The following is a 12,501-nucleotide window of genomic DNA, read 5'->3' on the forward strand; positions in this document are numbered from 1 at the left end:
AGCGGGAGTGGCTAGGTGAAAAAATTTCGAATTTTGGTAATTCACGACGGTAAGCCCGGGCATTTTAGTCAGTCCTACGGCTTGGCACGACTAATTGCCTCTCGCTGTACCCGTTGCGATTGTGAAATTAGCAGCTTGCGCGCTAAACCTAGGCTTAAATTATTAAATCGCCTGTTGCGCTATGCGGCGGCCTCTCAAAACGCGTTTTTACAGAAGTTAATCCTACTCTTTTACCGCCATACTCCCCTACCTAGCGAAGCAATCGATTTGGTCATTTCCTTCGGCGGCAATGTGGTGGCCTTGAATATTGCCTTGAGTCAGTACTGGCGTATTCCCAATGTGTTGGTGGGGAGTAGTTATACCATTCCGGAGTCGATGATTAGCGCTCATGTGAGTTTGAAGGGCGATATGGGCGACAGCAACGCGGTGGCGTCGCGACTGGTGGTGTGTCGCACTGAGCCGCGGCGCTGTCATCGGGCGGGCCGCGCACTGCGGGCCAATGGCCAGCGCTTATGGGCGATCTTTGTTGGCGGCGATGGCAGTGGTTACCGCTATCACGACGCCGACTGGCATCGCTTGGGCGCGGCGTTGCAGGCCATGAGTGCTCAGTACGGTGTTCGCTGGTTGGTGAGCACTTCGCGGCGTACTGGTCGGCAGGGCAATGCTATTTTGCGCAGTTATTTAGATGCTTCTGTTTGCGCGGCGAGCATTTGGTACGAAGATGAGTCGAGTGAGCCGCTGGATGCTTTTATTGGCGCGGCCTCGCGCCTGTTTTGCACTGAAGACAGCCTGAGTATGCTAGCCGAGTCGCTGGCAATGGCTAAGCCGGTGATTAGCCTGCGGCCAACCGATTCGTCACCGAGTAAAACACACCGCGACGCCTTGGCGTATATGGTCAATATGGGCTTGCTGCTGCAGCTGGACTTCAGCGCGCTGGCTCAGTATCGCCCTCACCACTATGATCCAGTTAAGTCCTATACGGCGCATCTCGACGAGATATTTCAGCGTTTTATTGCTTTGGGGGCGGTGGCCGCCACCGTGCAGGCTCAGCGCACCCACTACTTAAATTTGAATACGGCAATCCAAGTGCCGCAGCTGTGAGTGCGTTGGTTCAGTAAGGTTTAGGCCTTAGCCTTAGACGGACGAATTGGGTTTTTGGTATTGCTCAAGCTGCGTAATACGCTGACGAATACTGGCGGCAATCCCGTCGGCATCCAGACCGATTTCGCTGAGTAGCTGGGGGTGTTTGCCGTGATCCATAAACACATCGGGCAGGCCTAGTTGCAGTACTGGCAGCCAGCGATTTTGCTGGTTGAGGTATTCGGTGACGGCACTGCCGGCGCCACCGGCAATAGCATTTTCCTCTAGGGTGACAAGCAGGTCGTGGTCGTCGGCTAGCGCGTCTATTAATTCAGTGTCTAGGGGTTTTACAAAACGCATATCGGCAACGGTGGCGTTGAGAGCTTCGGCCGCAACTAGGGCTGGAGCGAGCAAGGTGCCAAAACTTAGTATGGCTATTTTTTGGCCCTCGCGTTGAATTCGGCCCTTGCCAATCGCCATCAGCTGCATGTCTTTTTCAATCGTCACGCCCGGGCCCGTGCCGCGGGGATAGCGCACAGCTGCTGGGCCTGGGTAGTGGTAGGCGGTGTGCAGCATCTGCCGAGTTTCATTTTCGTCGGCGGGGGCCATAACCACCATATTGGGGATGCAGCGCAAATAACTTAAGTCGAATGCGCCGGCGTGAGTGGGGCCGTCTTCGCCAACCAGTCCGGCGCGATCAATGCCAAAGGTTACATCAAGGTTTTGCAGGGCAATATCGTGAATGAGCTGGTCATAGGCGCGCTGCAAGAATGTTGAGTAAATTGCCACTACCGGTTTTAGGCCGTCGCAGGCCATACCTGCCGCCAAGGTCAGGGCGTGTTGTTCGGCAATGGCAACATCGTAAAAACGGTCGGCGTATTGTTCGGAGAAGTCCAGCATGCCCGAGCCTTCGCACATCGCTGGGGTAATCGCCACGAGCTCAGGGTTCAGCTCGGCCTGATCGCAGAGCCAGCTACCGAAAATATCCTGATATTTTGGCAGCGAAGCTTTGGTCGCTGGAGCTTGGCCATTGCAGGGTTTGGGTTCAATTTTGGAAATGGCGTGAAAGCCCACGGGGTCTTTTTCTGCGGGGCCAAAACCCTTACCTTTTTGGGTGCGAATATGCAGCATTTGCGGGCCGGGTAGCTCGCGTAAATTGCGCAGAGTTGGCACTAGCATATCGAGGTCGTGGCCGTCGATGGGGCCAATATAATTAAAGCCGAGCTCTTCAAATAAGGTCGCTGGTGAGACCATGCCCTTCATGTATTCTTCGAGGCGAGCAGCGAGGTCGGTGGCCGAGCGCGGAAATTTTTTGAGTACAGTTTTGCCGCCGCTACGCAGCTGGTTATAGGTTTTTGATGCCCACATTTTAGAAAAATAGGTGTTTAAGCCGCCGGTGCTTTTGGAGATCGACATTTGATTGTCGTTGAGTATCACCAGCATGTTGGCGCCGGTGTGGGTGGCGTGAGTGATGGCTTCAAAGGCCATGCCAGCGGTCATTGCGCCGTCGCCAATCACCGCCACTGTGTGGCGGTCGATATTTTGCTGGCGAGCGGCAATCGCCATGCCCAGTGCCGCGCTGATACTGGTACTGGAGTGGCCCACGCCAAAGGTGTCGTAGGGGCTTTCTTCGCGCTTGGGAAAGCCCGCCAGGCCCTTGGCCTTGCGCATACCGCTCATGCGCTCGCGGCGCTCGGTTAATATTTTGTGGGGGTAGCACTGATGGCCCACGTCCCACACTAGTCGATCGTCAGGAGTGTTGTATACATAGTGGAGGGCGACGGTTAATTCGACCACGCCGAGGCCGGCACCAAAGTGGCCGCCAGTTTGGCCTACCGTGTAGAGCAGAAATTCCCTAAGTTGCAGTGCCAGTGCTGGCAGCTCAGCTTCATCTAGGCGGCGCAGGTCTGCTGGGCTGTCGATGCTATCCAGCAGTGGTGTGGCTGGTCGTGTGCGGGGAATTTCTTGAAACATTAAACACGGAACCCTGAACCTATGAAAGGTCGAGATTGTAAACGAATTTCAGTCGTTTTACCTATTTAAAGCAGCCCTTGTGTCAGTGCTGCCGGTCAATGATGTAGTGGGATAAGTCTCGCAAGGGAGTGGCGCGGTGGTCAAAGGCGCTCAGCGCCTCTAGGGCTTTGGCGTGGAGCTCGACGGCCAGTTGCTTGGCGCCCGCCATACCCAGCAGGGCGGGGAAGGTTGGTTTGTTTAAAGCCTGATCTGCACCCTGGGTTTTGCCCAAAGTCTCGGTATTGCTTTCAATGTCGATAATATCGTCTTGAACTTGAAACGACAGGCCAATGGCTTTGCCGTAATTGTCGAGCTGGCTAAGTTGGTGGCAGTCGGCGCCGCACCATGTGGCGGCCATGCTTATCGCGACCCGAATTAAGGCGCCGGTTTTGAGTTGATGCATGGTTTGCAGGGCGCTGAGGTCGAGTTGCTGGTTTACGCCGGCGAGGTCGATGGCCTGCCCGCCGACCATGCCGCGTGGGCCAGCCGCGGCGCTTAATTGTTGAATTAAGGCCAGCTTGGCGTCGCTATTGTCGCTGGGTAGGGTGGCGAGTATTTCAAAGGCGCGGGCTTGCAGGGCATCGCCGACTAAAATTGCGGTGGCCTCATCATAGGCAATATGACAGGTGGCTTTGCCGCGGCGCAAATCATCGTCGTCCATGGCCGGCAGATCGTCGTGGACAAGGGAGTAGGCGTGAATCATTTCGATGGCGCCGGCAATTTCGTCTAAACCGGCCTTGTCGAGTTGACCAAGGGCTTGCGCAGTGGCGTAGACGAGGCTGGCGCGCACCCGCTTGCCGCCGTTTAATACGCTGTAGCTGCTGGCGTCGCTGAGCCTTTGCAGTGCGGGGCCGGCCTCAGCTTCGGCGTATTCGCTGCCGGTATTACCAAGTAGTGCGGGTAGCGCATTTTGAACGCGTTGCTGGCAGTGGGCGAGGAAGTCAGCGAAGTCCCGAGTCATTGATTAGTCTTCCGCTACCAGAGTTTTACTGACAATCTCGCCGTCTTTGGCCATGAGTAATTGCACTTTTTGCTCGGCATCGGCCAGTGCTTGCTGGCAGTCGCGGCTTAATTGCATGCCGTCTTCAAAGGCTTTAAGGGAGCTTTCGAGGCTAAGTTCGCCCGATTCCATGTTTTGCACGAGTTTTTCGAGCTCTGTGAGCGCGGTTTCAAAATTCACTGCTTTTGCCTTGGCCATGGGCTTGCTCCCTAGGTGTTGCGATGATGGGGTTTGCGACCGGCTATTCTAGCAGTGTCTGGCCTAATGAGGGTAATTGCGAACTTACCGTGGTTGCTCAAACAGCGATAAGGTATGCTACTTCGCTGTTGAGATGGACGCAGGTTTGAATGCATTTTCAAAAAATAATCGATTTCTGGTTTAGTGAGCTGCCCTCGGCGGCGCAGTTTAAGAAAGATCCTGAGCTTGATCGTTACATTGCCAATCAATTTGGCGCGGTTCATCAGGCAGCGCTTGCCGGTGAACTGTATTCTTGGCGGCACCGAGGCTTGGGGCGGCTGGCAGAAATTATTGTGCTGGATCAGTTCTCCCGCAATATTTACCGCGATCAAGCGCGCGCCTTTGCTGCAGATGGGCAGGCTATTGTTTTAGCGCAAGAAGCAATTCGCGTGCGTGCCGACGACGAGCTGAGCCCCGAGCAGCGAGTATTTATGTATATGCCCTATATGCATAGCGAGTCAGAGGCGATCCAGAATGCTTCGCTACGCTTATACGAGGCGCTGGGGCTTGCCGATAACTACCGCTTTGCGCTAAGGCATCAGCAAATTATAAAAGAGTTTGGTCGCTACCCCCATCGCAATGCTATTTTGGGGCGCGAATCGACCGCCGCCGAACTTGAATTTTTAGCAACAGCGGGTTCCTCTTTTTAGGTCTTAGCCAATTTAGATTTGCGCTAATACGTGGAGATTTCAATGCGCGCTTTATTGCCGCTTAGTTTTGTATTTTGTTTTTTTATAAGTGCATCAGCACACGCCGAGTGCGCCTACCCCGATAGTGAGCGCGGCAATGCCCCCGACTGGCTGTGTGGCGTAGACGAGTTTGAAGGCGCAGGCTTTTTGGCGGTGGGCGATAAAAGTCGGCTGCCGTCAATTTCTTTGCAAAATCGCATGGCCGGCAAGGCGGCGATGACTGCTGTAGTGACTAAGGTGATGGCCTATGCTGTCGCTGAATTACAGGCTGAGTTACCAGAGGATGTAAGTCTAAGCGTCGCTGAGAGTGTTAACTGGTCGCAAGTGGCGCGGTTTAAGCGCATTAAGGTGTTGGATAAAGTGAGTAGCCCCCGGCGTCATCTCTATGTGCTGGCGGGGGTGGCGCCAGAGCTGCAGGCGGATATGATCCACATTGCTAGGCATGAGATTTTAAAGGCAAATAAAGCGATTATAGTTGAGGCGGTTGGGAAGGATGGTTGGCGTAAATTAGCGGCGCCTATCGACAAGCCAATGGTGAATAAGCTTAATTAGGAAATTGACGGGTGTGCGGATTAGCTTTTCTATTTGAGTTAGAAATAGCTTAGGGCGGACACCAAAGCTATTTCTACTTTATCATGTCAGTTGCAACAAGTAGGTGGCGATTTGCCTTTGGTGCTGCATCACTTTAGCTGCTTATCTCCGAAGTACAGTGTGGGCAGCGGCTGGCCTTTAGCGCAATTTTTGAAAAGCACATGGGACAGTCTTTGGTGGTCGGGGCTGCAGGTGCGGCTTCTTCAGCCTTTTGCATATTGTTAATGCCTTTAATCAGCATAAACACTGCAAAAGCGACAATAATAAAGCTGACGACAGCATTGAAGAATACGCCGTAATTGACGGTGACTGCGCCGGCCGCTTGGGCTGCTGCTAAATTCGCATATGGGCCCGCTAGCGCACCCTCTTTTAGCGTGAAGAATAAATCCGCGAAATCGACGCCGCCTAGTAGCAAGCCGATTGGCGGCATAATAACGTCAGATACGAGGCTTTTAACGATGGTGCCAAAGGCGCCGCCGATAATAATACCTACAGCCATATCAACAACATTGCCACGCATGGCAAATTTCTTAAATTCAGTCAGCATAGTTTAGGTCTCTCTTAGAGTGGAGGAGCTATTGAGTCAAATGTGGCCACCACATGGGGCTAGCATAGGTATAGTTGTGGTAATTAATTTTTGCCAGCTACTGCCTAAGCTTCGCTGTTTGTGGCAAAGGGTGATGTCTTTTGGGGCGTATTGCGCTGGGCTGTGAATGTTAAAACGGCTATTTTGGTGCGCATGGAGCCGCTGATGTGAGCGATGGTGTTGTTTCAGTTCTTGCTAAGGGCGGCTGTTACAGCCGGAGTTAGGGCTTGAAGTGATCTCGGCGTCATTTTTGCTTGTCTGGGGATAAGACACCCCGTCAATAATGGAATAGCCGCTAATGATGTTTAAATTTTCTTTTGGTCTGCGTCGAATCTTAGTTTTAGCCCTCAGCTTAAGTGCAGTGTCCGCACACAGCGGCACACTATCCGATTTGTACGACAGTGTGCCGCGACCGCCCGCTGATGCTGCTAAAGCATTGACTTGGGTAAAGGATGGGAAAATAGTCCAGTCAGATTTTGTGGCTATTAATAAGGCCTTGGCGGCGGCGCGGACAAACATAACCGCGCTTAACGGCGGGAAAATGCCTGAGGCGAGGGTTGCTGTGCCCGCTAGTATTGCCGATAGCGTCGAGGTGCAGGCGGCGGCAGCGAGTTATGCCGATTATTTGGCGATGAATAAGGACGATAAAGCGCCGCAGGCGGTGTTAGGTAAGCGCAAACGCTGGGTGCAAGCGGCCTTTGGTCGAACCCAAATGGATATTAGTCAGAAAATGATGCCCTGTGAGCTGCCCTGTTTGGATGAGTCTATTGTTATTGCCAACCAGCCCCTGATTCGGGCTCGGGACCAAGAGTTAAAAACTGAAATTCGCGGTTGGAACGCGATGTATGATGACTGGAAGAAAAAACGCTTTGGCGCTGTGATGACAGCGGACACCCGAATAGCGGCAGCCGCAGAGGGGGCGGCGGCGACCACGGTACAAGGGCGCTCGCTCATGGCCAGCTACCAAGCTGCGATACTTGATGAAATTGAATTATTACTGTCAATCAGCGAGCTTAGCGTGCTGCGCACCGAGGCAATCATGCAGGGTTTGGATGGCTCGGAGCCAGACGGTATCAGCGGCGCCACCAAAAAATCGGCCAAATAAACGCGTGTCACTTTGGGGCGGCGACAAATTACTTGATGGCGCGTTGCGCTTAGCGAGCGTAGCGAATAGTCAATGCGGTAGTTGCGCCCCACAGGCCGTTAACGACTAAAACTAGAATAGGAGTGTATAAGCCGAGTTCTACGCCGCCGAGCCCCTTGTGTGCTTGCGGAAAAACCAGCAATAGCTGCACAGCTGTTGGGAATAGGCTCAGCAGCAAGCCTTTGCTTAGCGGACGTGAAGTGAGCATTGGTAATACAAACAGTAATCCCCAAATTCCTCCCCACACAATGCGTGGATAAAGCCAGTTTGGGCTTAGATTCGGCGCAATCGCAATGCCAAAGCGCGCGGTTATTCCCTGTTCACCCAGCAGCCAGATGGCGAGACTATTGATGAGGGCGCCCACGCAGCCGGCAGCAAAAAAGACGAGTAATTTTTTCATGGTGGCTCTCAATTGCTGGTGACGTGATATTGCATGTTGTGGGTATAGTAACCGACATTTTAAGCTTTGAAGCCGGATTGGGTGCATATTCCTAATAATCTCCTGTCTTACCATTTGGTAATGGCAGGCCGGTATCGGCCCCGTTGAATAAGGGGCAGAATGACGGGCTTTATTGTAATGTGCTAACAGTGTGGGTATTGATGTCCACTGGCCCTGTTGTGGTGGCAAAACGAGAATGACGGATAAATGAAAACTGAAATGCGAACAGAAATTGCCTTAATTACTGGGGCATCGGCGGGTATAGGTAAGGCTTTTGCCGAGCAATTGGCGGCGCGCTGTAAGGTGATGGTGTTGGTGGGGCGCGACGTGGCTAAATTGATGACGCTGCGGGAGAGCTTAAGCCAAGCGGGTCTGACGATTTATACCCTCGGCGTTGATTTAGCGACCAGCATCGGCGTGGCAAGGGTGATGGAGGCGATTCGTCAGCAGGGTCCCGTTACCATTTTGATAAATAATGCGGGCTTTGGCGTACATGGCCGGTTTGCCGAAGCAGATTTAGACGAGCAGCAGGCTATGGTGAATTTACATTGCAACGCCACTTTGGCGCTGTGTCGCGCGGCGTTGCCGTATATGAAAACGCAGGGTGGCGGCCGCATTGTTAATGTTTCATCAGTGGGCAGCTATTTGCCCTTAAAAAATGCCGCGGTGTACGGCGCGAGTAAGGCTTTTCTCAATGCCTACTCCGAAGCCTTGCAGTTAGAGGTGGCTGGCGACGGGGTTAAAATACAGTGCTTATGCCCCAGTTATACCCGCAGTGATTTCCATCAACGAGCGGCGGCGTCCGGATTTAATCTCAGTGTGGTGCCTGACACCGCGTGGTGGACTCCCGCTGATGTCGTTGCCGCTAGCCTAGCGCAGCTCGACAGTGACAGCGACGAGGTGATTTGCGTGCCGGATCAGGCTAGCCGGCAGATGCTGCGCGACCGTCTCCGAGCGCAGGCTGATAGTTTTAAATAAGCTTCCGCAGGAAGAGTCCTCAGCTGCAGCTAGGTTGTATTGACAAGCAAACCATTATAGTCGAATATCTATTGATCTGTTAATCAATAAATGTAAAGACAGGTAGCCAACAATATAATGACTGGTGGAGAAGCAATATGCATCTGGGGTATTTAGAAGAAGGCCGTGAATTAGCATCACAAGAGAACGACAATAAAGCGCGTCGTTCATTCCTGAAAAAAGCGGGTGCCGCATTGTTAGTAGGTGGTGTTGCACCTTCTGCTGCATTTGGCATGAGCTCTGCCAAGGCCGCAGAGAAAGGTTTTAAAGGCACTGGCCGTATGGGTATGTCTAGCGGCGAAGATTGGATTGATACATTCTTTACTGGCGGCGCAGAGGCGATTGTCGATTATTACGCCGATGATTTCGTTTTTGAAGATATCACTCTGTTCCAAGCAATTCAGGACAAAGAAGAGCTTTATCAAGCATTTTTGCCCTTTGGTAAAGATTCGCCAGTTGGCATTCACCAGTTTGACGTGATTCGTTACGACGGCGGTATGGCGGGTGATCGCGCCGCGCAAATTCGCCTAGATACCCCAGAGGGCTATACGCCTGACGAGTGGGCAATGTGGTCTAAAGATACCTTAATGGGTTCAGATCACTCCTATGACGAGTGGTGCGTAATGAACTGGGTGTGGAAAGCACAGCACAATGTCGATTTCCTAGGTCTGCCCGCTAAAGGCAAAACCACTCACACGCGTGGTATCACCTTCCACTGCTATAAAGATCGCAAAGTGGTGCGCGAGTACACTTACTGGAACTTCCGCGATTGCGCGATTCAGTTGGGTGTAATGCCCCAGCCAAATAAATTTTGGCTTAAAAAGTAAGTCTTACCGCTTAAAATTAAGCGTGAGTGATGAGACCCAGCGTTTGCTGGGTCTTTGCTTTTGGGCGATACATTTTTGGCCACTTGGCTTATATTGGCTGCGCTGTTAATAATTAGAGTGTTGCTTACCATGATTTGGTCGCCCGAGCTGGACCCCAAGACGATTCCCCCGCTTCCTGATATTAGTGTCACCGCTGAAATTGCTCAGTTGCCCTGGGCCGCGTCTTATAGTGCCTATTATGATATTAACTATGAGCTGGATTACCCTGGTTTAAAGCATCTTTTTGGCGGTTTTGACAGTGCTGGCGAGCGGATCGCCATGCAGGTCTTTTGTCTGCCGAGCGCTCACAGTACGGCCTTTGTTTATCATGGTTATTACGATCATGTCGGCTTGTTTAACAATGTGGTTAATTATTTTTTAAAGCACGGCTACTCGGTGGTAGCTTACGATTTGCCCGGTCACGGTCTGTCGACTGGTGAACCTGCGGCTATTGATGATTTTAGGCGTTATCAGCAAGTTATGAGCGATGCCTTTGCGGTTGTGGCCGATTTTGGACTGCCGAGCCGGCGGGTTGGTTTAGCGCAAAGTACCGGCTGCGCGGTACTGATGTCGTATCTGCTCAGCGGCGGCGAAACTGAGTTTGAGCGGGTGGTGTTATTGGCGCCTTTATTAAAGCCCTGTGATTGGTGGTGGGGCAAACCCGCTCACGCCGTATTAAAGTATTTTATTCATAGCTTGCCCCGTAAATTTGCAGACAACTCTGATGATCAGGCATTTTTAGAATTTTTGCGGGAGCGCGACCCATTGCAAGCCAGAACCCTGCCGGTAAGTTGGGTGGGTGCGCTGAAAAAATGGCAGCCCTGGTTTCTTAAGCAAGCGCCGGTGAATAGCTCGGTCTTAATATTGCAGGGCGACGCCGATGAAACGGTAGAGTGGCGTTATAACCTGCCGAGGATTAAGCAGAAATTTCCTAATGCCAAAGTGGTGTTTGTGCCTGGCGCCCATCACCATTTGGCAAAAGAGAGCGAAGCCTATCGGGAGCAGCTGTGGCAGGCCTGTGATGATTTCTTTTAGGCGCTGAATGCTTGACGGGAGACGGTAAACGCAAAAAATAGCGACGCGTTACGAAAATTCGGAGTCATACCTGCGAAGGCAGGTATCCATGTGAGCGCAGCGAATGCTATTAAGCGTCTCCCATCTCCCGTCAAGCGCCTCCCGCAACTCAACCCACCGACGGCGGCGTGGTATTCGCCACCCACTCCCACCACTGGTGCTCGCCTTCTGGTTTGTCCATGTCTTGGCAGCGATGCACATCCCAAGTTACTAGGTAATCTGGGTTGTTAACTGCTTCGCCGTCGCCAGTTTTGTAATTACCCGCGGGGGCAATAAACCAAGGCGCAGTTGAGGAGGGAATGGTGAATTCTTGTTCGTCACTTTGGCGCAGGGTAATGCCGTCTTTGGCGGTTACCCGCACCACGGTGCCAGCGAGCATGCGCTGCTGAAGGGTGTCGCCATTGATATCGTAATAGCTGATGCCTACCAGCGCGTGTTTATCGAGCAGCGCGGCGAGTTCGGCGTTTAAAATATCAGACATAAATGGCGTTGCCCTTGCAGTTTCTGTCGCTTAGCGCGACAGGTGGTTTAGAACAATACGCGGCAGCGAATAGTGCCTTTCACGTCTAGCAGTTTTTCTACCGCAAATTCGCTAGAGGCTTCGTCAATATCAATAACCACATAGCCAACCTTCTCGCTGGTTTGCAGGTATTGGCTGGAGATATTGATGTTGTTCTCCGAAAAGATCAGGTTAATCGCGCTGAGTATGCCAGGCACATTGTGGTGAATGTGCAGAATACGGTGCTTGCCAGGGTGTGCCGGTAGCGCCACTTCAGGGAAATTAACTGACGAGGTGCTGGTGCCGTTGTCTGAGTATTTCACCAGTTTATCGGCGACTTCCATGCCTATATTCAGCTGGGCTTCAACCGTAGAACCGCCAACATGGGGTGTTAAAAACACATTGTCGAACTCGCGCAGTGGCGAGATGAACTCGTCATTATTGCTGCGTGGCTCTTCGGGGAATACGTCAATGGCGGCGCCAGCGAGCTTGTTGTCACGCAGGGCGTTAACGAGCGCGTCGATGTCGACCACGGTGCCGCGAGCGGCGTTAATTAGAATCGCGCCAGTTTTCATTTGGGCAAACTGATCTGCGCCCATCATCATCTGGGTAGATACGGTTTCTGGCACGTGCAGGGTGACGATGTCAGAAGTTGCCAGCAGTTCACCCATGCTGACTTGGCTGGCATTGCCTAGTGGCAGTTTATTGACCACGTCGGTAAAGCACACTTCCATGCCTAGGCTTTCAGCGATAACCGAAAGCTGCATGCCAATTGAGCCGTAGCCGATAATACCAAGGCGCTTGCCGCGGATTTCGTAGGAGCCAACCGCGGTTTTCATCCACTCGCCGCGGTGGGCGGCGGCGTTTTTCTCGGCTAGGCCACGCATTAGCAGAATCGCTTCGGCAATAACCAGCTCGGCAACTGAGCGGGTGTTGGAGAAGGGGGCATTGAATACCGCAATACCGCGCTCGGTGGCGGCCTGCAGGTCAACTTGGTTGGTGCCTATGCAAAAACAACCTACCGCAATCAGCTTTTTGGCTTCATCTAGCACTTCAGCGGTGAGCTGGGTGCGCGAGCGAATGCCAACAAAATGGGCGTCAGCAATTTTTTGCTTCAACTCTTCGTCGGGCAGGGCCTTTTGGTAGTAGTCGATATTGGTATAGCCGGCCGCGTGTAGGGCATCGACAGCGGACTGGTGAAGCCCTTCCAATAGCAGGAATTTGATTTTGGCTTTGTCGAGGGATGTTTTTGCCATGAATTTGCTA

Annotated in this window: 14 protein-coding genes; 7 read left to right on the forward strand and 7 right to left on the reverse strand. The window is 52.6% G+C overall.

Annotation, left to right across the window (positions count from 1 at the left end; genetic code table 11):
• The first annotated feature begins 15 nt into the window (after window positions 1–15).
• Entirely contained in the window at window positions 16–1,101 is a 1,086-nt protein-coding gene (locus tag AB4876_RS07475) for an ELM1/GtrOC1 family putative glycosyltransferase (protein ID WP_368381028.1), read from the forward strand.
• Between the two features lie 33 nt (window positions 1,102–1,134).
• Here the strand turns inward: AB4876_RS07475 and dxs are convergent, their stop codons facing one another.
• From dxs to AB4876_RS07490, 3 genes are all read right to left on the reverse strand, one after another.
• The gene (gene dxs, locus AB4876_RS07480; protein ID WP_368381029.1) at window positions 1,135–3,054 is read right to left on the reverse strand and encodes a 1-deoxy-D-xylulose-5-phosphate synthase; all 1,920 of its coding nucleotides are present in this window, start codon (window positions 3,052–3,054) and stop codon (window positions 1,135–1,137) included.
• 82 nt (window positions 3,055–3,136) lie between these two features.
• On the reverse strand, window positions 3,137–4,054 hold the full coding sequence (locus AB4876_RS07485; protein ID WP_368381030.1) for a polyprenyl synthetase family protein: 918 nt from the start codon (window positions 4,052–4,054) through the stop codon (window positions 3,137–3,139).
• A 3-nt stretch (window positions 4,055–4,057) separates the two neighbouring features.
• Window positions 4,058–4,291 carry an exodeoxyribonuclease VII small subunit gene (locus tag AB4876_RS07490; protein ID WP_301028197.1) on the reverse strand — a complete coding sequence of 78 codons (234 nt, stop codon included), beginning with the start codon at window positions 4,289–4,291 and terminating at the stop codon, window positions 4,058–4,060.
• A gap of 149 nt (window positions 4,292–4,440) precedes the next feature.
• Between AB4876_RS07490 and AB4876_RS07495 the strand changes: the two genes are divergently transcribed.
• Together AB4876_RS07495 and AB4876_RS07500 are read left to right on the forward strand one after the other, a co-directional pair.
• Window positions 4,441–4,980 carry a DUF924 family protein gene (locus AB4876_RS07495; protein ID WP_368381031.1) on the forward strand — a complete coding sequence of 180 codons (540 nt, stop codon included), beginning with the start codon at window positions 4,441–4,443 and terminating at the stop codon, window positions 4,978–4,980.
• Between the two features lie 42 nt (window positions 4,981–5,022).
• Entirely contained in the window at window positions 5,023–5,571 is a 549-nt protein-coding gene (locus tag AB4876_RS07500) for a hypothetical protein (protein WP_368381032.1), read from the forward strand.
• Window positions 5,572–5,704: 133 nt separating this feature from the next.
• Here AB4876_RS07500 and mscL read toward each other — a convergent pair whose 3' ends face one another.
• Complete coding sequence (mscL, locus tag AB4876_RS07505; RefSeq protein WP_368381033.1) at window positions 5,705–6,157, reverse strand: large-conductance mechanosensitive channel protein MscL; 453 nt, start codon at window positions 6,155–6,157, stop codon at window positions 5,705–5,707.
• A 337-nt stretch (window positions 6,158–6,494) separates the two neighbouring features.
• Between mscL and AB4876_RS07510 the strand changes: the two genes are divergently transcribed.
• Window positions 6,495–7,301, forward strand: a complete 807-nt coding sequence (locus AB4876_RS07510) for a hypothetical protein (RefSeq protein WP_368381034.1) — start codon at window positions 6,495–6,497, stop codon at window positions 7,299–7,301.
• Between the two features lie 49 nt (window positions 7,302–7,350).
• Here the strand turns inward: AB4876_RS07510 and AB4876_RS07515 are convergent, their stop codons facing one another.
• Window positions 7,351–7,740 (reverse strand): hypothetical protein, encoded by a 390-nt coding sequence (locus AB4876_RS07515; RefSeq protein WP_368381035.1) that lies wholly within the window; start codon window positions 7,738–7,740, stop codon window positions 7,351–7,353.
• 246 nt (window positions 7,741–7,986) lie between these two features.
• On the opposite strand from AB4876_RS07515, the gene AB4876_RS07520 reads away from it, so the two are divergent.
• The 3 genes from AB4876_RS07520 to AB4876_RS07530 all read left to right on the forward strand — a co-directional run bounded on the left by AB4876_RS07520 (window position 7,987) and on the right by AB4876_RS07530 (window position 10,697).
• Entirely contained in the window at window positions 7,987–8,757 is a 771-nt protein-coding gene (locus AB4876_RS07520) for an SDR family NAD(P)-dependent oxidoreductase (RefSeq protein WP_368381036.1), read from the forward strand.
• 137 nt (window positions 8,758–8,894) lie between these two features.
• A complete protein-coding gene (locus AB4876_RS07525) occupies window positions 8,895–9,623 on the forward strand; it encodes a hypothetical protein (RefSeq protein ID WP_368381037.1) in 729 nt (242 codons plus the stop codon).
• 129 nt (window positions 9,624–9,752) lie between these two features.
• Complete coding sequence (locus tag AB4876_RS07530) at window positions 9,753–10,697, forward strand: alpha/beta hydrolase (RefSeq protein WP_368381038.1); 945 nt, start codon at window positions 9,753–9,755, stop codon at window positions 10,695–10,697.
• 148 nt (window positions 10,698–10,845) lie between these two features.
• Here AB4876_RS07530 and AB4876_RS07535 read toward each other — a convergent pair whose 3' ends face one another.
• Both AB4876_RS07535 and serA read right to left on the reverse strand, forming a co-directional pair.
• Entirely contained in the window at window positions 10,846–11,217 is a 372-nt protein-coding gene (locus tag AB4876_RS07535) for a hypothetical protein (protein WP_368381039.1), read from the reverse strand.
• A gap of 47 nt (window positions 11,218–11,264) precedes the next feature.
• Entirely contained in the window at window positions 11,265–12,491 is a 1,227-nt protein-coding gene (gene serA, locus AB4876_RS07540; protein ID WP_301028209.1) for a phosphoglycerate dehydrogenase, read from the reverse strand.
• Window positions 12,492–12,501 lie beyond the last annotated feature (10 nt).

This window comes from Zhongshania guokunii, from assembly GCF_040892635.1.
GTDB classification, from domain to species: Bacteria; Pseudomonadota; Gammaproteobacteria; order Pseudomonadales; family Spongiibacteraceae; genus Spongiibacter; species Spongiibacter guokunii.